A 24783-nucleotide genomic window follows, 5' to 3' on the forward strand; every position below is an offset into this window, starting at 1 on the left:
TGCGCAAGAGTTGTTGCGGATTCGGGATCGCGTCACCCGTCAGAGCCCGTACGTCTCCAGGAGCCGCAACCACACCTCCGACACCGTCGGGTAGGCGGGCACGGCGTGCCAGAGGCGGTCGAGCGGCACCTCGCCCACGACGGCGATCGTGGCGGCGTGCAGCATCTCGCCGGCCTCGGGTCCGACGAACGTCGCGCCGACCACGACGCGGCGCGCCTCGTCGACGACGAGCTGCGCCGTCCCTGCGTAGTGCGTACCCATGAGCGAGCCGCCGGCGACGTCGCCGAGCCCGAACGACACGGTCCGGACGTCGAGGCCGGCGTCGTGCGCAGCCTGCTCCGTCAGGCCCACGCTGGCCACCTGGGGACGCGTGAACACCACCTGGGTCTGCGCGGTGTGGTCCGCCGACGCCGCGAACCGCGACCACGGTGCGACCGCGTCCGCCGCGGCACGGCCGTCGGGCGTGGCCGGGGCCGGCACGCTGTCGCCGGACGCGTCGGGCGAGCCGAACCGGGCGGCGATGACGTCGCCCGCGACCCGGCCCTGGTACTTGCCCTGGTGCGTGGTGGCGACGCGCCCGGTGACGTCACCGGTGGCGAACAGCCACCCGCCCTCGACCCCGTCGACCAGCAGGTCGTCGCCGACGGGCAGCCCGCGGCGCAGGTCCGTGAGCCCGACCGCGTCGAGGCCGACGTCGTCCGTCCGGGGGACGCGACCCGTCGCGGCGAGCACCTCGGACGCCGTCACCTCGTGCTCGCCCTGCGGGTCCGTGAACGCGACGGTCACCGAGCCGTCGTCGTGCCGTGTGACGCGCGTGGGCGACGCACCGAGCCGGACGTCCACGCCGCCCTCGCGCAGCCCGGCGCCGACCTGCTCGCCCGCGAACGCCTCGAACGGGCGCAGCAGCCCGCTGCGCGCGAGCAGGGTCACGCTCGCGCCCAGGTCCGCGTACGCCGTCGCCATCTCGCAGGCGACGACGCCGCCGCCGAGCACGACGAGCGACTCCGGGACCTGCTGCGCGGACGTCGCCTCGCGGCTCCCCCACGGACCGGCGTCCAGCAGGCCCGGCACGTCCGGGAGCACGGGCACGCTGCCCGTCGCGACGACGACCGCGTGCCGCGCCTGCACGAGGTGCGCGGGAGCGTCGAACGTGTCGGACGCCGCCGACGGCGACACCTCGACGAGCTTCGGGCCGACCAGCCGTCCGTGCCCGCGCAGCAGCGCGATCCCCGCGCCGTCGAGCCACTGGACCTGACCTGCGTCGTCCCAGTCGCTCGTGAAGGTGTCGCGCGTCGCGAGCACCGCCGCCGCGTCGAGGTCCGCCGACGCCGACACCCCCGCGACGTCGCGCGCCGCCGCGAGCGCGGCGCCGGGGCGCAGGAGCGCCTTCGACGGCATGCACGCCCAGTACGAGCACTCGCCGCCGACGAGCTCGGACTCGACGATCGCGACGGTGAGGCCGGTGCGCCCGGCCCGGTCCGCGACGTTCTCGCCCACCGGCCCGCCGCCGATGACGACGACGTCGTAGGTCAGGTCGGGCGTGCGGTCGGATCCCGTGTCTGCAGTCATCTGTCGATCGTCGCCTCCCGCCGCGCGCGCCGCAGCGCGGACGCTCAGGAGACGGTGACGTCGCCCGTGGACGACGGGACCAGCTCGATCCACGTCTGCCCGGGTGCGAGCAGGACGTCCTTGCCGCCGGCCCTGACGTGCAGCACGGACTTCTGGTCCTTCTTGCTCCAGGTGACGCTGAGCGCCTTCCCGCCCGTGAGGACGATCGCGTGGCCCGACCCGATCACCTCGGTCTCCGGGACGGGGTTGCCCGCCGGGTCCTTGTACGTGGTGTTCACGACGTCGACCCGCAGCACCACGACGTTCGTCGCGGACAGCCGCACCCCCGCGGTCGACACGGACGGCACGCCCCGCTCGTCGCGCAGGTACGTGCGGGTCTTCGTGCTGTACGTCCAGCCCGGCTGGTAGGCGGGCGACATGCGGATCGCGGCCTTCGTGCCCGGGGTGCCGTCCTCGACGGCCGTCGCCTCGGACGCCGCGCCCGCGAACCGGAGCTGCTGCGGCGGCGGTGACGTCCGGTCGTCGTCCGCCTGGGCCCACAGGTCCTTCGTGCCGACGTACACGTTGTGCGGCGCGTACCGGGTCGGGTCCCGGAGGAAGCCCGCGGACCCGCCGTCCATGCTGAGCACCTGCGTCCCGGACGCACCGACCGCCTGGACGAACGGCCTCTGGCCGCCCGAGAACGCCAGGACGCCGTGCAGCGGCGCCACGATGTTCGGGTCCATCGGACGCACGGAGCGAACGGGCTCGACCCGCTCCGCCTCCTTCGACTGGTACACCGCGAGGAAGCGGGTGATGCCGCCCTCGACGACCTCCTCCCAGACCATGTCGGCCTGCTCGAGGCCGGTCTGCGGGCGGGCGTCCGTCGAGTTCTCGACCTTGATCCCGAGGGCGGGACGGTCCGCGACCCGGGTCGCGGGCATGCCCGTCAGGGGCCAGACGACCGGCTTCCGCGTCGGCGTCGGGGTCGGCGTCGGGGTGACGACGGGCCCGGCGGTCTCCGCGAGCGTCGCTGTCGGCGCCGGGTCGCCGTGCGCCGAGCACCCCGCGACGACGAGCAGGACGCCGAGGATCGTCAGCGCTCCCGTCGGCACTGCCGCGGGTCGGCGGGCGTGACCCGCCACGGGTCGGGGCGCATGAGCCAGGACAAGGTGTCGTGCCCGCTCGCGCAACGCTCCTCCTCCGGCGGACCGTTCGCCCGGGCGTCCGTCGCGCCCCACGTGTCCTGCGCCACACCCTAGGTGCCCCGGGCGGCCGTCCACGGGACCGTCCGGCCGTGTCCGCGCGCCTACGCTGGACGGGTGCCCCCCGTCGTCGTCCCCGCGTCGCTCCCCGAGCTCGCCGCAGCCCTCCAGGACGCGCTCGCCGGGCCCGCGGACGACGCACCCGTCGTCGCGTTGCGCCCCCTCCTGCACGCCGCCGCGCCGCTGCCGACGGGCGGCGCGCTCGTCGTGCGGACGTCCGGGTCGACGGGTGACGCCCGCGAGGTCGTCCTGCCCCGCGCCGCGCTGCTCGCCTCGATCGGCGCGACGGCCCGGCGGCTCGGCGGCCACGGCCGGTGGCTGCTCGCGCTGCCCTGGGAGCACGTCGCGGGCGCGCAGGTGGTCGCGCGCGCGGTCGTGTCGCAGGCCGTCCGCGGCGGCGACCTGCCGTGCGCCGCGCTGCCGGACGTCCCGTTCACGCCCGACGCGTTCGCCGACGCCGCCGAGCCGTTCCTCGATGTCGACATCGGCGACGGCGCCTCGCCCGCCTACCTGTCGCTCGTGCCCACCCAGCTCCATCGCCTCCTGACGGATGCCGCGACCGACGCCGTGACCGACCCCGCCGGCCCGGAGCCGCGGCCCGGGGGCCGAGCGCTCGCCGCGCTGCGCCGGTTCGACGCCGTCCTGCTCGGCGGAGCGGCCGTCGCCCCCGACCTGCTCTCCCGGGCGCGCGCCGCCCGCGTCCGCGTCGTGACCACGTACGGCATGTCGGAGACGTGCGGCGGGTGCGTCTACGACGGACGCCCGCTCGACGGCGTCCGCGTCGAGCTCGACGGCGACGGTCGGGTCCTGCTGCGCGGGCCGATGGTCGCCGCCGGGTACCTCGGCGACCCGGGCACGACGGCCGCGGCGTTCGGCGACGGTCCGGACCGGTTCTTCCGCACCTCGGACCTCGGGGCGTTCGCCGACGACGGGCGGCTGCGCGTCCTGGGGCGCGCGGACGACGTCGTCGTCACGGGCGGCGAGAAGGTCGCACCGCTGGCGGTCGAGCACGCGCTCACCGCCGCGGCCGACCTGTGGAAGCCCCCGCTGTGGCCGCGCGGCAGCACTCCCGAGGTGTGCGTGGTCGGCGTGCCGGACGCGGAGTGGGGCCAGGCCGTCGTCGCGGTCGTCGTCGACCCAGCCGCGCACGCCGCGGCTCCGGCCCCCGACGCGCTGCGCACCGCGGTCCGCGCGGCCGTCACGGCGCGCGCCTCGTCGCGTGCGGCCCCCCGCCACGTCGTCGTCGTGCCGTCGCTGCCGCTGCGCGGACCTGGGAAGATCGACCGGACGGGACTCGCCGCGCTCGTCCGGGACGTCGTCGGCCGGACGGGCTAGAACCGGCACCCGCCCCGGCACGGCACTCCTGGAGCACCAGCACCGCGCCACCACCCACCGCACCACCCCCGCCACACGCACACCGAGCAAGGAGCACCATGGCCACGACCGCCCAGTGGGTGGAGGGCGCCCGCCCCCGCACCCTTCCCGCCGCCGCGACCCCCGTCATCGTGGGCAGCGGCGCCGCGGCGCAGGCGGACGGGTTCGCGCTGTGGCCCGCGCTGCTCGCGCTGGGCGTGGCGCTGGCGCTCCAAGTCGGCGTCAACTACGCGAACGACTACTCGGACGGGGTCCGCGGCACCGACTCCGACCGGGTCGGCCCGCTGCGCCTCACCGCGCAGCACCTCACGCTCGCGCGCAACGTCCGCAACGCGGCGTTCGCAGCGTTCGGGGTCGCCGGCGTGCTGGGCTTCGTGCTGGTCGCCGTGTCGGGCACGTGGTGGCTCCTCGCCGTCGGTGTGCTGTGCGTGGCCGCGGCCTGGTACTACACGGGCGGCAAGCGCCCCTACGGGTACGCGGGGTTCGGCGACGTCGGCGTGTTCGTGTTCTTCGGGCTCGTCGCGGTCCTCGGCACCACGTACACGCAGCTCGCCTACCGCGGCGACGCGCGCATCACCTGGCCGAGCCTGCTCGGCGCCGTCGCGGTCGGGCTGCTCGCCTGCGCGATCCTCATGATCAACAACGTCCGCGACATCCCGACCGACCTGCCCGCGGGCAAGATGACGCTCGCCGTCCGCCTCGGCGACTACCGCGCCCGCCGCGTGTACGTCGCCGAGCTGTGGCTGCCGCTCGCGCTCGGCGTCGCGTGCGCGTTCTGGGCGCCCTGGACGCTCCTGGTGCTCGTGCTGCTGCTCCCCGCGGCCCTCCTGTCGATCCCCGTGGTCGTCGGCGCGTACGGGCGCGCGCTCGTCCCCGTCCTCGCCGCGACGGGCTTCTACGAGCTCGCGTTCGGGGTGCTGCTCGGGCTGGGGCTCGCGCTCTGAGCCCGGACGTCCACCAGCCAGACGCCTGACAGGACGCCGGACAGGCCGCGCCTGCCGCGCGTGCACGGGACCGCGACGACCGCTGCGACCGCGAGCACCCATGACGCCGCCGAGGCTGCCGACCGCAGTGCGTCCGGCGCCGCGTGCGGGAGCGACGCGAGCGTCGAGAGCAGCCCCCACAGCACCCCGCCGGACGCCGCGCGCACGGCACGGCGCGTCCAGGTCCGGCGCGCGCCCGCCGGCCAGCGCGGCGCCAGCCAGACGATCCGCTGCCCCCACGACGCCCCGGACCCGGCGCACGCCGGCACGACCAGCACGACGACGAGCGGGACGGCGCTCCCCAGCAGCCAGTCCCACCCGTCCTGGTGGGCGGGAAGCGGCGACCCCGCGGCGACGAGCCCCAGCCGGTACCCGAGGTCGAGCACGAACCCCAGCACCACGTACGACGCCGCGTCGAGCAGCATCCCGAGCCAGCGCCGCCACACCGTGACCGGCCGCACGTCGCCGCGGTGCGCGTGGAGCCTCGCCGCCTGCGGCATCCACCGCAGCACGTGCGGCGCCAGCAGCGCCCCGAGCAGGCCGCCCAGGGTGTTCGTGATCAGGTCGTCGACGTCGGCCACGCGGTACGAGCAGCCGACCAGACCCCAGATGCCCGTGTACTGGGTCGTCTCGATCGCGAGCGAGATCGCGAACGCCCCGGCCACCGTCGCGCCGGTGCCCCACCCGAGGTAGCGCCGGGCGACGACGCCCCACGGCACGAACAGCAGCACGTTGAGCACGAGCTGGAGGACCAGGGGGTCACGCAGGCCCGCAGGGAACGGGCTGCGCCCGAACGCGGTCCCGAGGTCGCGGAACAGCTGGAACGGGTCGAGCTGCGCGGACGAACGCCCGTGCTCGGCGCACCACGCCGCGACGTCGCCCGACGGCAGCGGTAGGAGCGTGTACGCCGCGAGAGCGACGCCGTAGACGGACACGGCCGCCGCGCCCAGCAGGCGGCGGGCGTCCAGCGCGCCGTACCGCCGCACCTGGAAGACCAGCGCGGGGACCAGCAGGACGACGAACAGCAGCAGCCCGCCCACCACGCCGACGTACGCCGGCCACGTCCAGCCGCCCATCCCGCGACCCTAGGTCGAACAGGCCGCCACGGCGCGGGGTCAGGCGGTGCACGGGGTCAGGCGGGGCGACCCGGCGCGTCGTCCGTGTCGGCGCCCGGCACGTCATGACGCTGCGCGTCGACGATCGCGTCCTCGGCGGCGTCGTCCTCGTCGATCGACGCGGAGATGCGGCGCTCGCCGGCGCCGCGACGCTGCGCGCGCTCCTGCACGTAGCGCGCCGCTCGGTCCCGCGGCCCGCGGAAGGCCAGGTAGGAGATGAGCAGGGCGAGCACGACAGCGATCGCGAAGGCGAGGAGGCCGCTCACGTGGAACGCGAGCAGGACGACCCAGATCACGACGAGCAGGACGAGTCGGATCGCGGAGTACAGCACGACAGGCACGACGCCCAGGGTACGGGCCTAGGCTGTGAGGATGGCCCGCGCTGTCCTGATCCTGATCGTCCTCGGACTCCTCGTGTACGCGCTGACGGACTGCGCGCTCACACCGGCCAAGCGCGTCGCCGGGCTCCCCAAGGGCCTGTGGCTCGTCGTCGTGCTGGTCGTCCCGGTGATCGGCCCGGTCTGGTGGCTGCTCGCGAAGCGCGCGGAGACGGGCGACGGCTCGTCCGGCGGTGGCCCGCAGCGTCGCCCGGGTCCGGTGGCGCCGGACGACGACCCCGACTTCCTGCGCCGGCTCGAGCAGGAGAACCGCCGCAAGACCCACGGCGACACGGACGACAGCGCCAAGCCCTGACGTCGGTGACGACGCCGGGTCCGGGCTGTCAGCGGCCGCGGAGCGTCAGCTCGTCAGGCCCGAGTACGAGTGCTTGCCGTTGAAGATGAGGTTCACGCCCGTGAAGTTGAACAGGACGCAGGCGTAGCCGACGAGCACGAAGTAGGCGGCCCGGCGGCCCGACCAGCCGCGCGTCGTGCGGGCGTGCAGGTAGGCCGCGTAGACGATCCAGACGATGAACGTCCAGACCTCCTTGGGGTCCCAGCCCCAGTAGCGGCCCCAGGCGTGCTCGGCCCAGATCGCGCCGGCGATGAGCGTGAACGTCCACAGCACGAAGCCGACGGCGTTGAGGCGGAAGCTGAGGACCTCCAGCTTGTCCGCCTTCGGCAGCCCGTCCAGGAACCGGAACCCGCGGTGCGCCATGAGGCCCGAGCCGTTGTCGCGCGAGTCCTTGAAGAGCTGCAGGACGGACGTCACGAACGCGACCGTGAGGATGCCCGTCGCGGTGATCGCGACGCCCACGTGGATGACGAGCCAGTACGACTGGAGCGCCGGCTGCACGCCGTCCGCCTGGACGAAGAAGACCTCCTGGCCGAGCGCCATGAAGAGCACGGTGAGCAGCGTGACGAACGCGCCGAGGAACCTCACGTCGCGGAACCGGTTGACCAGCAGGAACACGGTGAGGGCGACGAACGACCCCACGAGCGTGAACTCGTACATGTTGGCCCACGGCGCGCGGCCCGCGGCGATGCCGCGCGTCACGATCGCCGCTCCCAGGAGGAGCCAGCCCAGGACGGTGAGCGACATCGCGATGCCCACCGCCTTGCGGCGCGGCCCGGCCTGCGTCCCGTCCTCGACGTCCCCGGGTGCGCTCGGCGGTGCGTCGGACGGGACGGACGCCGTCGTGCCCGCCGTCGCGCCGGAGCCACCGGCCCCCGCCGTCACGAGCTCGGCGTCGCGCGACTCCCGCACGGCCGCCGCGACGACGCCACGGGACTCGCCCAGCTTGGTGAGGTCGACGAGGAACGCGATCATCGCGACCGTGAGCACCGTCATGGACGCCCACACGAGGTGGGAGCTGAGGGTCGCGTAGCTCGCGGTCTGGGTGGTGGTGAGCGCCGCCAACGTCATCGCGTGGCCTTCCTGGTGTTCGCCGCGGACGCGGTCGTCCCGGTGGTGCGGTCGGTGTCCCCCGTCGCCGCGGCGAGCGCCGCGTCGACCTCGCGTTGCAGGCCGGAGTCGTCGCCACGGGCGAGACCGGCCGCCTCGATCACTGTACGCGCGCTCCCCGCGGCAGGATCGCCGTCGGTCGTCACCCGCAGCCAGACGCGGCGGCGCGGCGTGAACAGCGACAGCGCGAGGCCGAACAGCGCCCCGAGCGCGAAGACGAGCACCCACGTGAGCGCGGGGTCGTAGCGCAGGTCGAGCGCGACGTAGCGCGGCAGCGAGTCGAACGTGATGGTCCCCATGCCGTCGGGCAGCTTGACGGTCTCGCCGGGCTGGATCGTCAGCGTCACGGGCTGCCCGTCGGTCTTCACCGACTCCTTCATGCCGCTCGTGTCGAGGCGGTACACGTTCTGCGGCAGACCCTGGTCGAGACCCAGGTCGCCGTGCCACACGTTGAGCACGAGCAGCGGGTTGAGCGGCTGCGGGTAGATCGACGGGGACGTCGTGTCGTCGCTCGCGGCCGTGGGGAGCAGGAAGCCGACGAGGCCGAGCTGCTCGAGCCCCTTCGACACGTCGGGCACCTTGATCACGCCGCGCGACGTGTACTTCGAGTCCTGCGGGACGAACACGACCGGGCCGGAGTACGCGACCTGGCCCTTCGCGTCCTTGACGGTCACGACGGGCGCGTAGCCGTTGCCCTGGAGGTAGACCTTCGAGCCGTCGACGTCGAGCGGGTGGTTGACGCGGATGGTGTCGCTCGTCGTCTTCCCGGTGTCGGGGTCGCGGGTGGTCACGAACGCCGTGAAGTCGCGCGGCTCGGCGGTCGCGTCGTTCGTGAACTCCGACGTGAACCTGTCGAGCGTCATCGAGAACGGGTCGAGGGTGCTCGCCCGGAAGAGGCGGCCCGACTCGAACGTGTCGTAGTCGACGACGGCGTTCGCGAAGCCGCGCCCTTCGGTCACGATGACCTGGCCGCGGTAGTGCAAGGCCTGGCCCACACCGACCGACACGAGCAGCCCGACGAGGCACAGGTGGAAGACGATGTTCCCCGACTCGCGCAGGTACCCGCGCTCCGCGGCGACCGTCCGGCGGCCCTGCGCGTCCGTGCCGGTCTCGACGCGGAACGTCGGCAGCCAGCGCACCCGGCCGCGCAGGTGCCGCACGGCGGCGTCCACGACCTCGTCAGGGGTGCGCTCCGTCGTCCCGTCGGCCCGCGCCGGGAAGCGGTCGAGCTTGCGCGGCACGCGCGGCGGGCGCGACCGCAGGTTCTTCCCGTGCGCGACCGCGCGCGGCAGGATGCAGCCCACGAGCGAGACGAACAGCAGCAGATAGATCGCCGAGAACCAGACCGACGAGAACACGTCGAAGAACCCGAGCTTGTCGAGGATCTTCCCGGCCGTCGGGTTGTCCTGGAGGTACGTGAGGACGGCCGACGGGTCGACCGGGCGCTGCGGCAGGATCGAGCCCGGCACCGCCGCGACCGCGAGCAGCATGAGCAGGACGAGCGCGACGCGCATGCTCGTGAGCTGGCGCCACATCCAGCGCAGCCAGCCGCGCCACCCGAGGGTGGGCAGGACGGGTGCCGCAGGACGTCCGCCGCCGGCCCCGCCGCCCTCGCCTCCGTCGGTGCCTCCCGCCGGGGCGCCTCCGGTGGCCTCGGGCGCGTCGTCGTCGTGGGACACGAACGCGTCGTCGATGCCCTCCGGGCGGTAGCCCGCGCGCTCGGTCGTCATACCAGTCCCCCGTATCCGGCGGCCCAGCCCTGGAGGGTCGTGGTCCACGACCCCCAGACGCCGGTGATCATGGCGAGACCGATGACGACGAGCATGCCGCCCCCGACCCGCAGGAACGCGACGCGGTGGCGTCGCAGGAAGTCGAGCATCCGGCGGCTGGACTGCAGGCCGAACGCGATGAGCAGGAACGGGACGCCCAGCCCGACGCAGTACGCGACGGCCAGGACCGCGCCGCGCACGACGGTCGCCTGGTCCAGCGCGAGCGAGTACACCGCCGCGAGCGTCGGGCCGAGGCACGGCGTCCAGCCCAGCCCGAAGACGATGCCGAGCAGCGGCGCGCCCCACAGGCCCGTCCGCGGTGTCACGTGCAGCCGCGCCTCCCGCTGCAGGAAGGGCAGGAACCCGAGGAACGCGAGGCCCATCACGAGGACGACGACGCCGAGGACGCGCACGATGGTGTCCTCCCACTGCACGACGTGCGAGCCGAGCGCCCCGAAGAACCCGCCCAGGACCACGAAGACCAGGGTGAACCCCAGGACGAACAGCCCGACGCCCGCGACGACGCGGCGGCGTGCGGCGGCCGGCGAGCCTGCGGGAGCGCCCGGGACCGCGCTGCCCGTGGCGGGGGTCGCACCCTGGCCCGCCACGGCGGTGCTGGGGACCGCCACGCCGGTCACGGGCGCGGCGCCGACGACCGCGTTCGTCGCCGCCCAGCCGCTCACGTACCCGACGTAGCCAGGGACCAGCGGCAGGATGCAGGGGCTCGCGAACGAGAGGAACCCGGCGATCGCCGCGACCGGGATCGCCAGCAGCATCGAGCCGCTGAAAGCGGTCGACGCGAAGCTCGCGGGGGCGACGAGGCCCGCGGCGACGGGCGCCGCGACCGGGATCGCCGTGGACAGCACGCTCACGACCGATCAGGACCCTGCGGTGGGCGCGGTGCGCACGTCGTCGATGAGGTCGTCGAGCGTCGTCGCGGTCGTGGCGCCGAGCACGCGGGCCGCGACCCGGCCCTCCTGGTCCAGGATCACGGTCGTCGGGACGGCCTGGACCGGGACGACGCCCTGCAGGGTCGCGACGACCGAGCCGTCCTTGTCCGCGATGGACGGGTAGGGGATGTCGAACGTGCGCTGGAACGCCTGCGCGGCACCCGCGTCGTCCGTGGAGTTGATGCCGACGAAGTGCACGTCGGACCCGGCCGCGGCGGCCTCCTTCGCGAGGTCCGGCGCCTCCTTGCGGCAGGGCGCGCACGACGCGTACCAGGTGTTCACGACGACGACGTCGCCGCGGTAGTCGGACGTGTCGATCGTCGTGCCCTCGAAGTCCTTGCCGACCAGCGTCACCGCGTCGCCGCGGTCGCCGGCGTCCCACGTCTTGACCGAGCCGTCACCGGCCACGTAGCCGAGGTCGACGCCGTTGCCCGAGCTGGACGTGCAGGCGCTGAGCAGGAGCGTCGACGCGAGGGCGAGAGCACCGGTCATGGCGGCCACGGGGCGCCGGGCACGCCGACGGGCGACCCGGTCGGGCGCCGTGCGGGACGCGGGTCGAGCAGGGGGAAGCACCCCCGCAGCCTGCCGGGAGTTCCTGGGCAGGTGCTGAGAAGGTGTCGCGGCGGCGGTGCGCAGGACAGATCTCATGCGCCGGGGACCGTGGACGCGCCCGGCAGCAGGTCGCCCGCGGGCTCGGAGTAGTCGACGCCGACGAGCCGGTCGCCGTCGAACCGCAGCGACGTCACGGACGCGAGCGAGCACTGCCGCTTGCGCGGGTCGTGCCACAGGCGGCGGTGCTCCGCGGACAGCCGGGTGATCCAGATAGGGAGCTGGTGGCTCACGAGGACGGCCTCGTGCCCGCGCGCGGCCTCGCGCGCGGTGTCGACGGCGGCGCGGACGCGGCTGGCCTGCTCGCGGTACGGCTCGCCCCACGACGGACGGAACGGGTTCCACAGGTACGGCCAGTGCCGCACGTGGCGCAGGGAGCCGTCGCCGACGCCGAACGTCAGGCCCTCGAAGTGGTTCGCGGCCTCGATGAGGCGGTCGTCGGTGCGGATCTCGAGGCCGAGGCGCTGCGCGAGCGGCGTCGCGGTCTCCTGCGCGCGCTGCAGCGGCGACGCGACGACGACGGCGACGTCGCGCACCGGGTCGGCGAAGTGCTCGCCGATGCGGTCCGCCATGGTGCGACCGAGCTCGGACAGGCGGTAGCCGGGGGCCCGCCCGTAGAGCACGCCCTCCGGGTTGTGGACCTCGCCGTGGCGCACGAGATGGACGGTCGTCAGCTGAGGCATGTCGCCGATTCTCCCATCCCGGCGTGCTCGCGGGGGTCGGGAGGGCGTTCGTCCGGCACGGACAGGACGGGAGGCTCGGGACGAACCGGTCAGGAGGTGGCGGGCGTCACGTCGTCGTCGGGCAGGAGGTCGCTGCCGACGTCGGGCGCGGTCGCGCGGCACGCCTCGGCGACGCGGGTCATGACCTCGCCGAGCGCGAGCAGGTCGTCGTGCCCGACGGGGTCGACGAGGTACCGGCGCACGAGCTCGACGTGCACGGGTGCGGCGGCGACGAGCGTGGCCCAGCCCTCGTCCGTCATGGTGCACCGCACGCCGCGGCGGTCGGCCTGCTCGGCCTCGCGGCGCACCCACCCCGCCTCTTCCATGCGGCGGACGGTGTGGGTGACGCGCGAGCGCGAGTGAGCGAGCCCGTCGGCGAGCTCGGACATGCGCAGGCTGCGCCCGGGCGCCTCGGACAGGCGGACCATGACCTCGTACTCGGGCAGCGAGAGGGCGAGCCGGCGTTCGTGCTCGCGGGCGAGGGCCTCGGTGAGCCGCTGCGACCCCACGAGGTAGCGGCGCCACGCGACCTGCTCGTCGACGTCCAGCCAGCGCAGCTCGGCGCGCGGCAGGCGGGCGGGGTCCATCGGGCCATTGTCGCCGCTCGGCTCACGGAGCGCAGGGCGCCGCGCGCGGGTGGTGCGGACCGTCCGCGCAGGTGGGGCCGCTGTGACAGAGGTCACATCGCGGGTTCGGAATCGCGACCCCGTACCGCGTGTTCTAACCTCCGTACCGTTGAACCTTCAACTACTCGAGGAGAACCCGATGACGACCACAGCGCTGCCCACCGGCGTCGTGCCCGGCACGTACACGATCGACCCCGCCCACTCGACCGCCTCCTTCACGGTCCGCCACGCCGGCATCTCGAAGGTCCGCGGCACCGTCGCGATCACCTCGGGCACCGTCACCGTCGGCGACTCGTTCGAGGTCTCCTCGGTGACCGCCGAGCTCGACGCGAAGAGCATCTCCACCGGCGACGCGAACCGCGACGGCCACCTCCAGAGCGCGGACTTCTTCACCGTCGAGCAGAACCCGACGTGGTCGTTCGTCTCGAAGTCCGTCAAGGGCGCCGGCGAGGAGTTCGTCGTCACCGGTGACCTCACCATCAACGGCGTGACCAACGAGGTCGAGCTCGACACCGAGTTCACCGGTGCCGCCGTGGACGCGTTCGGCAACGAGCGCGCCGCGTTCGAGGCCCACCTCGAGATCTCGCGCAAGGAGTTCGGCGTGAGCTGGAACGCGGCCCTCGAGGCCGGCGGCGTCCTCGTCTCCGACAAGGTCAAGATCGACCTCGACCTGTCGACCATCAAGGGCTGACGACCTGACCTGAGCAGAGCAGGTCCTGCACGACCCGACGGGCCGTCCGCGCGGCTCTCCCACCCGAGGAGAGCTGCGCGGACGGCCCGTCGTCGTGCTGTCGGTCTCCCGGCTCCGGAGCCCGGTGCAGGCCCTCAGCTCGTGAGCGCGTCCCGCAGGTGGTCGGCGTCGATCTGCCAGAACCCGTGCTTCACCCCGTCGACCGTGACGACCGGCACCAGGTCCCCGTACGCCGCCACGAGCACCGGGTCGACGTCCACGTCGACCTCGAGAAATCCTTGCCCCGTGTCCGCGCAGACGCGCTCCACCACGGGCCGCGCCTCGTCGCACAGGTGGCAGCCGGCCCTCCCGTACAGGACGACGCGGGGTGCGGTCGATGTGTCGGTGCTCATCCGTCCAGCCTAGGCCGGAGTCCGCCCGACGCCCGCGCGCGCCCGGCTACCGGGGCCGCGCGGAGCGGCATAACCTCGAAGGATGTGCCGCAACATCACCACCCTGCGCGGGCTCGACCCGCCGGCGACGCCCGAGGAGATCGAGGCCGCCGCCCGCCAGTACGTCCGCAAGGTGACGGGCGTCCAGAAGACCAGCGACGCGACGGCCGAGGCGTTCGAGGCGGCGGTCGCAGCCGTGACCGCCGCGACGGTCCTCGTGCTCGACGCGCTGCCCGAGCGCCGCACCCCGCCCCCGACCGTGCCGCCGCTGCGACGCGCCGAGGTGCAGGAGCGCATCGCCCGCCGCATCGCGGAGCGCGAGGAGCACGAGCGGATGCACGAGCTCGGCGTCCCGCACACGCACTGAGTCGTGCGACGTCAGCCCTTGATCGTGAACGGCGCCCGCAGGAGGCGCTCCTCGCGGGACGACGGACCGACCCGGAGCTCGAAGTCGCCCGGCTCGACGACGCGTCGGCCGGAGGCGTCGACGAGCGTGCAGTCGGCGGCCGGCAACTCGAGCTCGACGAGGCGCGTCTCCCCCGGTGCCACGTCGACCTGCTGGTACGCCTTGAGCTCCTTGTCCGCCCAGGTCACGGACGTCACGACGTCGCTCACGTAGACCTGCACGGTCTCGCGGGCCGGGCGGGTGCCCGTGTTGCGGAGCGTGACCTCGGCCCGCACGACGTCGTCGGCGCCGACGACCGGGTCGAGGACGCGCAGGGCGTCGTACTCGACCGTCGTGTAGCTCAGGCCGTCGCCGAACGCGAAGGCCGGGTCCTGCGTGAGGTCGGCGTACCGCGTCCCGTGCTGCCCGCGGACCTGGTTGTAGTACGTGGGCTGCTGACCCGCGTGCCGCGCGAACGAGATCGGCAGGCGCCCCGTCGGCTCGATCTGCCCCAGCACGAGCTCCGCGACCGCCCGGCCGCCCGCCATGCCGGGGTTCGCGGCCCACACGATCGCAGACGCCCGGTGCGCCGACGGCGGCAGCACGAGCGGCTTCGACGCGACGACCACCACGACCATCGGCGTCCCCGTCGCCTCGACCGCGTCGAGCAGCGCGACCTGGTCGCCGACCAGCTCGAGCGTCGCCGTCGACCGGCCCTCGCCGACCAGCTCGATGCGGTCGCCGACGACCACGACGACGTGGTCCGCGGCCTGCGCGACGGCGACGGCCTCGGCGATCAGCGCGGCGTCGGGCTCGGCGGGCAGCACGACCTGCGGGCGCGGCTGGCCGTCCGGGAAGAGCTCGCCCTCCGGGTCCGGCCCGACGGACAGGACGCGCGCGCCCTCCGCGGTCGTGACCTCCCAGCCGGCCGGGACCTGTGCCCGGAAGCCGTCGAGGACCGTGCTCGTCATGGCGCGCGACCGGCCGTCCGGGTCCGTCCACACCGCCTGGCCGGACGCCGCGGCCCAGTCGCCGAGCTGCGCCTGGACGTGGTCGGCGTTGGGGCCGACCACGGCGACCGTCCGTGCCGGGGCGTCGGCGGCGGCGCCGGGATCGGTGGCGAGCGGCAGCAGGCCGTCGTTCGCCAGCAGGACGACCGAGCGGCGCGCGGCCTCGAGGGCGAGCGCCTGGTGCTCGGCGGTGCCGGTGACAGCGTCGCGGCGCGCGTCGTCGGGGTGGCGCGGGTCCTCGAAGAGGCCCAGCTCGAACTTGAGCGTGAGGATGCGCGTGACGGCCGCGTCGATCGCGGACTCGTCGATCCGGCCCTCCGCCACGCCGGCGAGCGCGCCCTCGAAGAAGCCCGGCGTCGTCATGATCATGTCGTTGCCCGCGCGGACCGCCGCGGTGGCGGCAGCCGTGTGGTCCGGCTGGATGTGCTGCTCCCAGACCATGCGTCCGACGTTGTCCCAGTCCGTGACGAGCGTGCCCGTGTAGCCCCACTCGCCCCGCAGGACGTCCGTGAGCAGCCAGTCGTTGATCGTGACGGGCACGCCGTCGATGGACTGGTAGCCGAGCATGAAGGTGCGGCAGCCCTCGCGGGCGACCCGCTCGAACGGCGGCAGGAACCAGGCGCGGAGCTGACGCGGGCTGAGGTCCGCCTCGGTGGCGTCGCGTCCGCCCTGCGTCTCGGAGTAGCCCGCGAAGTGCTTGGCGGTCGCGAGGATCGCCGTCGGGTCGTCGAGACCCTCGCCCTGGTACCCGCGGACCATCGCGGACGCGAGCTCCCCGATGAGGTGCCCGTCCTCGCCGAACGTCTCGTCGACGCGCCCCCAGCGCAGGTCGCGCGCGATGCACAGGACGGGCGAGAAGGTCCAGTGGATGCCGGTCGCGGCGACCTCGACGGCGGTGGCACGGGCGACGCGCTCGGCGAGGTCGGCGTCCCAGGCGGCGGCGAGGCCGAGCTGCGTCGGGAAGATCGTGGCGCCGACGCCGAACGAGTGGCCGTGGATGCAGTCCTCGGCGACGAGCACGGGGATCCGGAGCCGGGTGCGCGCGACGTGCCGGTGCGCCTCGTGGATGTCCTCGGGGGCCGCGTGCAGGATCGAGCCCGCGTGCATCTCCTCGACCAGGTGCGGGACCCCCGTGCGCGCGTCGAGCTGGAGCATCTGCCCGACCTTCTCGGGGAGCGTCATGCGACCGAGCAGGTCGGCGACGCGGTCGGGCACGGGCAGCGCCGGATCGAGGTACGGCAGTGCGGTCATGAGGGGTCCTCTCACGGCGGTGTGAACCGGGACTTCTGCGGGTCGAAACGTTTCGACGCCGGGGCTCGTGACTACTGTAGAGGAATACTTACTGACCTGTAAGTCAGGTTCGCGGGCGACTTCCTGTGAATCGGGCCGCGGGAGACCGCGCGGACGCCCCGTGCAGGGTCTGTGCACGACCCCGGTCGCTCGCCGGACTCACAGGGGACACCGAGACTCCGCGCCTAGGGTGTGACCTATGTCTCCGGCAACCGTGGCGGCGTTCTTCGACGTCGACAACACGATCATCCGCGGGGCGTCGTCCTTCCACCTGGCGCGCGCCCTCCACGCGGAGGGCTACGTGCGCAGCCGCGACATCGCCCGCTTCGGCGTCGACCAGGCGCGGTACCTCGTGTGGGGCGAGAACTGCGACCGCCTCGGAGACATCCGCTCCCGCGCCCTCGGGCTCGTCGCCGGCTGGTCCGTCGACGACGTCGCCACCCTCGGCGAGCGCGTCTACGACGACGTGCTCTCCGCCCGCGTCTTCCCCGGCACGCGCCGCCTCCTCGACGCGCACCGCGACGCCGGCCACCAGGTCTGGCTCGTCACCGCCGCCCCCGTCGAGATCGCCGACCTCGTCGCCCGGCGCCTCGGCGCGACCGGCGCGCTCGCGACCGTCGCCGAGCGCGCGGACGGCGTCTACACCGGCCGGCTGCACGGCGAGGTCATGCACGGCGCCCAGAAGGCCCGCGCTGCCCGCGAGCTCGCCGAGCGCGAAGGCATCGACCTCGAGGCGTCCTACGCGTACGGCGACTCGCTCAACGACGTCGCGCTCCTCGCGTCCGTCGGCCACCCCTGCGCCGTCAACCCCGAGCCGCGCCTGCGCCGGCTCGCCCGGTCGTCCGGCTGGGCCGTCGAGGAGTTCCGCAGCACCAGCCGGCGCGCGACCCACACCGGCGTCCGCACCGCGAGCTGGGCCGGTGGCGCGTGGGTCGCGACCGTCGCCGTCCGGCGCGTGACCCGCGCCCTCGCCGCCCGCGCGCACTGACGTCCCGGGGCCCCGCGTTCGTGACGCCGAGCACCACAGCCCCCCGCGCCGTTCGTGACGCCGAGCACCACAGCCCCCGCGCCGCTCACGAGCCCGCGCGGCGTTCGTGACGCCACCCACCACAGCCGCCCGCGAGGGACCGCCGCCACACCTCCCGCACGACGACGAGGCGCCATATTCCGGCGCCGGTCGGTGCTTCGAGGGACGTCCGGAGCGGCGCTCGGGTGCTCGGCGTCACGACAGCCGACGCCCGACGCATCCCGTCGACGTACCCGAGCGGGCGGCTGTGGTGCTCGGCGTCACGAACACCCCCTCGCGGCCGCGCGCCGCAGGCCACCACTCCGCGCCGTCTCGACCGCACCGCCGCGGGCTGTGGTGCTCGGCGTCACCAAGACCGGCCACCACGCTACGAAGTCCGGCCCCGTCAGCGCCCCGGGACGCACGAAGGGCCCGACCGCAGTGCGGTCGAGCCCTCGCTCGGCGTCCAGCGCCCTGACGGGCGCGGGAGGCTTACTTCTTGTTGCGACGCTGGTGGCGCGTCTTGCGAAGCAGCTTGCGGTGCTTCTTCTTCGCCATGCGCTTGCGGCGCTTCTTGATGACGGAGCCCATGGGTCCTCGCAATGATCGACGGTGTTCTCGGCAGGTCGTCCGATCGGGCCGAGCCACGCGCCGAGGTCTGACCGAGGGGCCTGACCACGAGCCTGCGCGGCCGAGACGAACCGAGCCGAGACGAAATCCATCCCTAGCCTACCTGGTGCCCCAGCACCGGGAGAAACCAGCACCCCCCGCGAGGCCGGGGACCTCAGTCCAGCAACGGATCGAGGCCCAGGTACGGGAACACCGCACGCCGCGTGGCGACGATCGCCCGGTCGAGCTCGTCCGCCGGATCGAACCCGCTCGACCAGGGCCGGAACTCGACGGGGTGGTCGCCCATGCGGGCGGGCGCGTCCTCGCCGGCGCCGGCCGACACGGCGTCGCGCCAGTCCTGCGGCAGCGGGGTCGCCGGGTCGAGGGGGGCGTGCACGACCTCCGCGACGACGTTGGCCCACGCGCGCGGCACCACGTTGATCACCGCGTAGCCACCGCCGCCCAGCGCGACCCAACGGCCGTCGGCGACCTCGTGCGCGAGCGCGTGCACCCGCTGGAGGGCGTCGCGCTGCGCGTCCACGCCGACACGCAGGTCGGTCAACGGGTCGAGCGCGTGCGCGTCGCACCCGTGCTGGCTCACGACGGCCTGCGGCTCGAACGCGCGCAGCACCGGCGGGAGCACCGCGTCGACCGCGCGCAGGAAGGCGCGGCCGTCCGAGCGCGGCGGGAGGGCGACGTTGACGGCGGTCCCCTCGGCGCGCGGACCGCCGACGTCCGTCGGGTAGCCCGTGCCGGGGAACAGCGTCCGTCCGCTCTGGTGGACGGAGAACGTCAGGACGCGCGGGTCGTCCCAGAACACCGACTCGACGCCGTCGCCGTGGTGTGCGTCCAGGTCGACGTAGGCGACGCGCTCGGCGCCCTCGTCGAGCAGGCGTTGCACCGCACCGGCGGCGTCGTTGTAGATGCAGAACCCGGACGCGGCGTCCCGCTTGGCGTGATGCATCCCGCCCGCGATGTTCACCGCGTGCTCCGCGTGGCCCTTCCAGACGGCCGACGCGGCGAGCAGCGAGCCTTCGAAGATGCGTGCCGCGGCCTCGTGCATGCCCGGGAAGACGGGGTCGTCGTCGGTGCCCAGGCCACGCAGCGGATCCGTCACGCCGCGCTCGGACGCCTCGCGCACCGCGGCGACGAACCGCGGGTCGTGCACGGTCGCGAGCGCGGCGTCGTCGGCGGGGGCGGGGTCGACCTCGCGGACGCCCGGAGCGTCCAGCAGGCCGAGGCCGCGGACGAGTCGCATCGTGAGGAGGAGGCGTGTCGGCGCCATCGGGTGGCCCGGTCCGAAGTCGTAGCCCAGCAGCTCGGGGCTCCACACCACGAGGGAGGAGGGCGCGTCGACGGGTTCCGGCACGCGCCCCACGCTAGTCTGCCGTGGCGAACGCGGCGAAAGACGGGCACCGTGACCGTACGGGCGGCCGTCCGGCGACCGCACGGAACGCACCTCGGCGAGGGAGGACACGTTGACCAGCCTCGCGACCTCCCGCGTGAGCTCGAGCTTCCGGACCACGCGCGGCGTGATCGACCGGGTGGCCCGCCACTCCCCCGCCCGGCTCGCCGTCGCGTCGTTCGCGGGCGTGATCGTCGTCTTCACGATCCTGCTGTGCACGCCATGGGCCGCCCGGAGCGGGCGGGGCGCCCCGTTCGTCGACGCCCTGTTCACGGCGACGTCCGCGGTGTGCGTCACGGGCCTGACGGTCGTCGACACCGGGACCTACTGGTCGACAGCAGGGCAGGTCGTGATCCTGCTCGGCATCAAGGTCGGCGGCCTCGGCGTCATGACCCTCGCGTCGATCCTCGGACTCGCGGTCTCGCGGCGCCTGGGTCTCACGCAGCGCATGCTGGCCGCGACCGAGGTCAAGACGAGCCGGCTCGGCGAGGTCGGTTCGCTGCTGCGGGTCGTCATCGTGACGTCCACCGCGATCGAGCTGCTGCTCGCGGTCTGGCTGTTCCCGCGGTTCCTCCTGCTGCACCAGGGCGTCGGGTCGGCCGCGTGGCACTCCGTGTTCTACGGGGTGTCCGCGTTCAACAACGCCGGTTTCGTGCCGACCGCCGACGGGCTGGCCGGCCACGCGGGCGACTGGGGTCTGTGCCTGCCCATCGCGTTCGGGGTCTTCGTCGGATCGCTCGGCTTCCCCGTCATCCTCAACCTCATGCGCAACCGGCGCCGCGTCGACCGCTGGTCGCTCCACGCCAAGCTGACGATCACCACGGGGTTGGCGCTCGTCGCCGCCGGCGCCGTCCTCTTCCTGGCGTTCGAGTGGGGCAACCCGGGGACCTTCGGCCCGCTGGGCGTCGGGGACAAGGTGATCGCCGCAGTGTTCCAGGGCGTGATGCCGCGCTCGGGAGGCTTCTCGACCGTCGACGTCGGGTCGATGCACGAGACGAGCTGGCTCATCGGCGACGCCCTGATGTTCGTCGGCGGCGGCAGCGCGTCCACCGCGGGCGGCATCAAGGTGACGACGCTCGCCGTGATGCTGCTCGCGATCCGCGCCGAGGCCCGGGGTGACCGGGACATCGAGGCGTTCGACCGGCGCATCCCCCCGGACACCGTCCGGCTCGCGATCGCGGTGACGTTCATCGGCGCGACCATCGTGCTCGTGTCGTCGCTCCTGCTCCTCGAGATCACCGGTCTGACGCTCGACCGCGTGCTCTACGAGGCGATCTCCGCGTTCGCGACCGTCGGCCTGTCCACGGGCATCACCCCTGGACTGCCGGAGCCCGCGAAGTACGTCCTGGTCGCCCTGATGTTCGTGGGGCGCACCGGGACGATGACCCTCGCTGCGGCGCTCGCCCTGCGCAGCCGCCGCCGCGTCATCCGGATGCCCGAGGAGAGGCCGATCATTGGCTGACAACGACGCCGACCGCTTGCCCCCGACGATGTCGGTCCCCCGCGTGCTGCTGCCCGACGAGAGGACCAGCGGCCGGGACCGCAAGAAGGTGAACCCCCGCGACAGCGGCGTGCTCGTCGTCGGGCTGGGACGGTTCGGCCAGTCCCTCGCGACGACGCTCGACCGGAGCGGCCAGGACGTCCTCGTCGCCGAGAAGGACCCGGACCTCGTCGCGCAGTGGTCGGGCCGCGTGCCGATCGTCGAGGCGGACGTCGCGAACCCCGAGGCGCTCGAACAGCTCGGGGCCCGCGACTTCTCCATCGCCGTCGTCGCCGTGGGGACGGCCCTCGAGGCGTCCGTCCTGATCACCGGCAACCTCGTCGACATCGGGACGCCGCAGATCTGGGCCAAGGCCGTGTCCGTCGAGCACGGACGGATCCTGCAGCGCATCGGCGCGCACCACGTCGTCTTCCCCGAGCACGACGCCGGCAAGCGCGTCGCGCACCTCGTGTCCGGCAAGCTGCTCGACTACATCGAGGTCGAGGACGGGTTCACGATCGTCAAGATGCGCCCGCCGGCGGAGACGCACGGGTTCACGCTCGCGCAGGCAGGCATCCGCACGAAGTACGGCGTGACCGTGATCGGCGTGAAGTCGCCCGGGGTGGACTTCCAGTACGCGACGCCCGAGACACGCATCGCGCCGACCGACCTGCTCGTCGTGTCGGGGCCCGCGGAGCTGCTGGAGCGGTTCGGCGCCCGCCCGTAGGTTCCGTGGGAGGGGTGCGGGCGTCAACCACGACCGGTTGGCGCGGCCCTCGGGTCAACCATGACCCTCCGGCGCCGGCCGCAGGTCAACCACGACCGCGCTGAGACGGTTGGACGCGGTCTCCCCCGCGTCACGCCGCGGTGCTCAGGCCCCGGAGCGCTCGGCACCGGGAGTCTTGGCCCCCTCGACGGTCGTGGCTGCCCCGAGCGCCGCGCCAACCGGTCGTGGCTGTCCCGAGCGCCGCGCCAACCGGTCGTGGCTGACGCTCGGCCCACGCAGACCCGTCGTGGCTGACGCCCGCGACCGTCAGCGCGTCGAGGCGAGCAGCTCCAGCACCCCGGCGGTCGTCCCGCGCTCGCCGAGGCGCGGGAAGATCTGGTCGACGGAGTGCTGGTGGTTCTCGGCGGACCGGTCGGCCATCGCGTCGGTCGCGAACGTGACGTGGTAACCGTGCTCGTGCGCGGCGCGGGCGGTCGACTCGACGCCGATGCTCGTCGCGATACCCGTCAGGACGATCTGGGTGACGCCCCGCCGGCGCAGCTGCAGGTCCAGGTCGGTGCCGTAGAACGCACCCCAGTTGCGCTTCGTCACGACGACGTCGCCGAGCGGTGCGAGCTCGTCGACCACGACGTCCCAGCCCTCCGGGCGCGTCCGGCTGCCGCCGGCCGCCTCGATGCGTCCGGGCACGGCCGGGCCGCCGGACACGCGCACGAGGACCACGGGCAGGCCCTGGGCGCGGAACGCCTCGGCGAGCGCGGCGGAGCGGGAGACGACGTCCGCGGACGCGTGCGGCGCGGTGTCCATGGCGACGATGCCCTGCTGGAGGTCGATGACGACGAGGGCGGACTTCGGGTCGAGGGTCGTGAGGGTCACGGGTGCTTCTTCTTTCTTCGGGGGATGCGGATCAGCGCTGAGGTTCCGGGGGTCCGCGGTTCAGGCGGTGGCGCCCGCGGTCCGTCGTGACGGCCGCGAGCGGGACAGGGAGCGGTCGACGAGCACGACGACGAGCAGCAGCGCACCGCAGGCAGCGGTGAACAGGCCCATGTCGTGCAGGCCGGACGTGTCGGCCCCGCCGCGGAAGAACGCGGCGTTGGCGGCGGACGCGACGAGCGCGCCGAGGTAGGTGAACGTCCGCAGCAGGCCGGACGACGCGCCGATGCGGTCGGGGTCGGCCTGGAAGTAGAGGGCGTTCTGGTTGGCGAGCCCGACGATCCCCTGCGGCACGCCGAGGACGACGAGCAGGCACACGATCGCGACGAGCGACGTGTCGGCGTCGACGAGCAGCAGCCCGGAGCAGGCGACGACCTGCGCGATCGCGCCGACGACGAGCTTGGAGCGCAGGGCCGGGGATCGTCCCGAGAGGGCGGTCGTGAGGATCGCGACGGCGAACAGCGGGAGCATGACGAGCCCCGCCTGGGACGCCGTGAGCCCGTACCCGGCCTCGAGCCACGACGTGAACCCGTAGAGGAACGAGTACGACACGACGTAGGCGAGGATCTGCCGGACGTAGGTGAGGAGCAGCGGGGTGTTGCCACCGAGCACGCGCAGGTCGATGAAGGCGTCGGGGGTGCGCAGCTCTTGCCGCACGAACAGGGCGCCGAGGACGACGGCGGCGACGGGCAGGTACCAGGTGGACGCCTGGACGTCCATGAGGAACAGCATCGCCGTGACGAGCATCCCGCCGAACAGGACCATGCCGAGGGGGTCGAGCCGGGCGGGGCCGCGCTCGGGCACCAGACCGGACGCCTCGAGGGTGCGACGCGTCGGGATCCGCAGCGCGCCGAGGACGAGGCACGCCGCCGCGAGCGGGATGTTCACGGTGAACACGGCGCGCCAGCCGCCGACGTCGATGAGCAGGCCGCCGATCGTCGGCCCGACGACCGAGAAGACCTGCACGGAGATCGCGAGCGCCGACAGGATCGCGGCGGGGCTGTCCTTCCCGGTGCGGCGCCCTTCGGTCCGCAGCAGGTACATGGCCGCGGGGTACCCGGCGCAGGTCCCGAGCCCGATGAGGACGCGCGCCAGCACCAGCGTGCCGAGGTTCGGGGCCAGCGCGCCGAGCACGCCCGCCGCGCCGACGAGGGCCGCACCGACCAGGTACAGGGTCTTGGGGCCGAACAGGTCGACGAGCCGTCCGACGACGGGCTGCCCGACGGCGGTGGCGAGGTAGAGCGCCGAGACCAGCCAGATCGTCTCGGACGGCGGTGCACCGAACGCGATCCCGATGGGGACGAGCGCGACGGCGAGCATCGACGAGTTCACCGGGTTGAGCAGCGACCCGAGGATCATCGGGACGATCAGCCGACGGTCGAACTGGTCGGGCGGCGGGGTGCGGGAGGCCATGGGCGTCACTCCTCCACGAGCCGTTCGAGGAGCGCGATCGCGTCGGCGACCGTCCGGCGCTCGTCCTTGGTGAACCGCTCGTCGAAGGCGCGGGCGAGCCACTCCTGGTTCGCGCGGCGGCTGCCCTCGAACTGCCGCCGTCCGGCGTCGCTGAGGTGGACGAGGTGGCGGCGGCCGTCGTGCGGGTCGGGGGTGCGGACGACCAGGCCCCGCTCGTCGAGCACGGCGAGCGTCGCCGCGATGGACTGGGGGCGGACGGACTCCGCGACGGCGAGCTCGCTCGCGGTCTGCGGGCCCGACTTGCCGAGGCGGCTGACGAGCGCCGTCTGCGAGGGCGTGAGGCCGTCGCGGTCGTACAAGCCCTGGAGCTTGCGGCGCAGGCGGCTGACGAGGGCGCGGAGGTCCTGCGCGACGACAGCGGGTGCAGCGGGCTCGGCCGGGTTCACCTCGCCACCGTACGATTCGACAGTCCAGCCTGTCCAGTTGTGCCTGTCGGGATCGGCCCCATCACGGCCGCCGCGGATGGCGGCTCGACCCTCCCGGAGCCGCCGAAGCGCACGTTCCGCACCTCCCGCGCGAGCGGAGAGGTGCGGAACGTGCGCC

Annotated in this window: 25 protein-coding genes; 8 read left to right on the top strand and 17 right to left on the bottom strand. The window is 73.9% G+C overall.

Going from position 1 to position 24783, the window contains the following annotated elements; all coding sequences use genetic code 11:
* Positions 1-39 precede the first annotated feature (39 nt).
* Together CLV34_RS04255 and CLV34_RS04260 are read right to left on the bottom strand one after the other, a co-directional pair.
* On the bottom strand, positions 40-1569 hold the full coding sequence (locus CLV34_RS04255) for a dihydrolipoyl dehydrogenase family protein (protein WP_100348937.1): 1530 nt from the start codon (positions 1567-1569) through the stop codon (positions 40-42).
* 44 nt (positions 1570-1613) lie between these two features.
* On the bottom strand, positions 1614-2663 hold the full coding sequence (locus CLV34_RS04260; protein ID WP_211289339.1) for a DUF3048 domain-containing protein: 1050 nt from the start codon (positions 2661-2663) through the stop codon (positions 1614-1616).
* Between the two features lie 207 nt (positions 2664-2870).
* Between CLV34_RS04260 and CLV34_RS04265 the strand changes: the two genes are divergently transcribed.
* Together CLV34_RS04265 and CLV34_RS04270 are read left to right on the top strand one after the other, a co-directional pair.
* Positions 2871-4148, top strand: a complete 1278-nt coding sequence (locus tag CLV34_RS04265; RefSeq protein WP_100348938.1) for an AMP-binding protein — start codon at positions 2871-2873, stop codon at positions 4146-4148.
* A gap of 98 nt (positions 4149-4246) precedes the next feature.
* Positions 4247-5131 (top strand): 1,4-dihydroxy-2-naphthoate polyprenyltransferase, encoded by an 885-nt coding sequence (locus CLV34_RS04270; protein WP_100348939.1) that lies wholly within the window; start codon positions 4247-4249, stop codon positions 5129-5131.
* Here the strand turns inward: CLV34_RS04270 and CLV34_RS04275 are convergent.
* Both CLV34_RS04275 and CLV34_RS04280 read right to left on the bottom strand, forming a co-directional pair.
* On the bottom strand, positions 5083-6246 hold the full coding sequence (locus CLV34_RS04275; protein WP_100348940.1) for a VanZ family protein: 1164 nt from the start codon (positions 6244-6246) through the stop codon (positions 5083-5085). The genes CLV34_RS04270 and CLV34_RS04275 overlap by 49 nt on opposite strands.
* 56 nt (positions 6247-6302) lie before the next feature.
* Positions 6303-6626, bottom strand: coding sequence for a DUF4229 domain-containing protein (locus CLV34_RS04280; RefSeq protein WP_157803690.1), 324 nt, complete (start codon positions 6624-6626; stop codon positions 6303-6305).
* A 31-nt stretch (positions 6627-6657) separates the two neighbouring features.
* On the opposite strand from CLV34_RS04280, the gene CLV34_RS04285 reads away from it, so the two are divergent.
* Positions 6658-6978 (top strand): PLDc N-terminal domain-containing protein, encoded by a 321-nt coding sequence (locus tag CLV34_RS04285; RefSeq protein ID WP_100348942.1) that lies wholly within the window; start codon positions 6658-6660, stop codon positions 6976-6978.
* A gap of 45 nt (positions 6979-7023) precedes the next feature.
* Here CLV34_RS04285 and ccsB read toward each other — a convergent pair whose 3' ends face one another.
* The 6 genes from ccsB to CLV34_RS04315 all read right to left on the bottom strand — a co-directional run bounded on the left by ccsB (position 7024) and on the right by CLV34_RS04315 (position 12764).
* Positions 7024-8088 carry a c-type cytochrome biogenesis protein CcsB gene (gene ccsB, locus CLV34_RS04290; RefSeq protein ID WP_100348943.1) on the bottom strand — a complete coding sequence of 355 codons (1065 nt, stop codon included), beginning with the start codon at positions 8086-8088 and terminating at the stop codon, positions 7024-7026.
* Positions 8085-9857, bottom strand: coding sequence for a cytochrome c biogenesis protein ResB (gene resB, locus CLV34_RS04295; protein ID WP_100348944.1), 1773 nt, complete (start codon positions 9855-9857; stop codon positions 8085-8087). Before resB ends, ccsB begins: the two co-directional genes overlap by 4 nt.
* Positions 9854-10672, bottom strand: coding sequence for a cytochrome c biogenesis CcdA family protein (locus CLV34_RS04300; RefSeq protein WP_100349219.1), 819 nt, complete (start codon positions 10670-10672; stop codon positions 9854-9856). The genes resB and CLV34_RS04300 overlap by 4 nt, the downstream gene beginning before the upstream one ends.
* Before the next feature lie 102 nt (positions 10673-10774).
* A complete protein-coding gene (locus CLV34_RS04305) occupies positions 10775-11338 on the bottom strand; it encodes a TlpA family protein disulfide reductase (RefSeq protein ID WP_100349220.1) in 564 nt (187 codons plus the stop codon).
* Positions 11339-11490: 152 nt separating this feature from the next.
* Positions 11491-12138 (bottom strand): histidine phosphatase family protein, encoded by a 648-nt coding sequence (locus tag CLV34_RS04310; RefSeq protein WP_100348945.1) that lies wholly within the window; start codon positions 12136-12138, stop codon positions 11491-11493.
* An 89-nt stretch (positions 12139-12227) separates the two neighbouring features.
* Positions 12228-12764, bottom strand: coding sequence for a MarR family winged helix-turn-helix transcriptional regulator (locus tag CLV34_RS04315; protein WP_100348946.1), 537 nt, complete (start codon positions 12762-12764; stop codon positions 12228-12230).
* A gap of 178 nt (positions 12765-12942) precedes the next feature.
* Between CLV34_RS04315 and CLV34_RS04320 the strand changes: the two genes are divergently transcribed.
* Positions 12943-13494 carry a YceI family protein gene (locus CLV34_RS04320; RefSeq protein ID WP_100348947.1) on the top strand — a complete coding sequence of 184 codons (552 nt, stop codon included), beginning with the start codon at positions 12943-12945 and terminating at the stop codon, positions 13492-13494.
* A gap of 134 nt (positions 13495-13628) precedes the next feature.
* On the opposite strand, the gene CLV34_RS04325 is transcribed toward CLV34_RS04320, so the two are convergent.
* Entirely contained in the window at positions 13629-13886 is a 258-nt protein-coding gene (locus CLV34_RS04325; protein ID WP_100348948.1) for a glutaredoxin family protein, read from the bottom strand.
* Positions 13887-13968: 82 nt separating this feature from the next.
* On the opposite strand from CLV34_RS04325, the gene CLV34_RS04330 reads away from it, so the two are divergent.
* A complete protein-coding gene (locus CLV34_RS04330; RefSeq protein WP_100348949.1) occupies positions 13969-14292 on the top strand; it encodes a DUF2277 domain-containing protein in 324 nt (107 codons plus the stop codon).
* A gap of 11 nt (positions 14293-14303) precedes the next feature.
* On the opposite strand, the gene CLV34_RS04335 is transcribed toward CLV34_RS04330, so the two are convergent.
* The gene (locus CLV34_RS04335; RefSeq protein ID WP_100348950.1) at positions 14304-16571 is read right to left on the bottom strand and encodes an exo-beta-d-1,3/1,6-glucosidase; all 2268 of its coding nucleotides are present in this window, start codon (positions 16569-16571) and stop codon (positions 14304-14306) included.
* 238 nt (positions 16572-16809) lie between these two features.
* On the opposite strand from CLV34_RS04335, the gene CLV34_RS04340 reads away from it, so the two are divergent.
* On the top strand, positions 16810-17598 hold the full coding sequence (locus CLV34_RS04340) for an HAD family hydrolase (RefSeq protein WP_100348951.1): 789 nt from the start codon (positions 16810-16812) through the stop codon (positions 17596-17598).
* Positions 17599-18108: 510 nt separating this feature from the next.
* Here CLV34_RS04340 and CLV34_RS04345 read toward each other — a convergent pair.
* Together CLV34_RS04345 and CLV34_RS04350 are read right to left on the bottom strand one after the other, a co-directional pair.
* Positions 18109-18207 carry a 30S ribosomal protein bS22 gene (locus CLV34_RS04345; protein WP_003792170.1) on the bottom strand — a complete coding sequence of 33 codons (99 nt, stop codon included), beginning with the start codon at positions 18205-18207 and terminating at the stop codon, positions 18109-18111.
* Between the two features lie 193 nt (positions 18208-18400).
* Positions 18401-19594: an acetoin utilization protein AcuC gene (locus tag CLV34_RS04350; RefSeq protein ID WP_245858965.1), complete on the bottom strand. Its 1194-nt coding sequence runs from the start codon at positions 19592-19594 to the stop codon at positions 18401-18403.
* Between the two features lie 109 nt (positions 19595-19703).
* Here CLV34_RS04350 and CLV34_RS04355 point away from each other — a divergent pair, with 109 nt between their 5' ends.
* Together CLV34_RS04355 and CLV34_RS04360 are read left to right on the top strand one after the other, a co-directional pair.
* Positions 19704-21092 (top strand): TrkH family potassium uptake protein, encoded by a 1389-nt coding sequence (locus CLV34_RS04355; RefSeq protein WP_245858967.1) that lies wholly within the window; start codon positions 19704-19706, stop codon positions 21090-21092.
* A 28-nt stretch (positions 21093-21120) separates the two neighbouring features.
* On the top strand, positions 21121-21837 hold the full coding sequence (locus CLV34_RS04360) for a potassium channel family protein (protein WP_100348953.1): 717 nt from the start codon (positions 21121-21123) through the stop codon (positions 21835-21837).
* Between the two features lie 306 nt (positions 21838-22143).
* Here the strand turns inward: CLV34_RS04360 and CLV34_RS04365 are convergent, their stop codons facing one another.
* From CLV34_RS04365 to CLV34_RS04375, 3 genes are read right to left on the bottom strand one after another with little or no spacing between them, the layout of a single operon-like run.
* Positions 22144-22710 carry an isochorismatase family protein gene (locus CLV34_RS04365; protein WP_100348954.1) on the bottom strand — a complete coding sequence of 189 codons (567 nt, stop codon included), beginning with the start codon at positions 22708-22710 and terminating at the stop codon, positions 22144-22146.
* 60 nt (positions 22711-22770) lie between these two features.
* Positions 22771-24180 (bottom strand): MFS transporter, encoded by a 1410-nt coding sequence (locus CLV34_RS04370; RefSeq protein WP_100348955.1) that lies wholly within the window; start codon positions 24178-24180, stop codon positions 22771-22773.
* A 5-nt stretch (positions 24181-24185) separates the two neighbouring features.
* Complete coding sequence (locus CLV34_RS04375) at positions 24186-24626, bottom strand: MarR family winged helix-turn-helix transcriptional regulator (RefSeq protein ID WP_100348956.1); 441 nt, start codon at positions 24624-24626, stop codon at positions 24186-24188.
* Positions 24627-24783: the final 157 nt, after the last annotated feature.

Origin of the sequence: Luteimicrobium subarcticum (assembly GCF_002798015.1) — a bacterium.
GTDB classification, from domain to species: Bacteria; Actinomycetota; Actinomycetes; order Actinomycetales; family Cellulomonadaceae; genus Luteimicrobium; species Luteimicrobium subarcticum.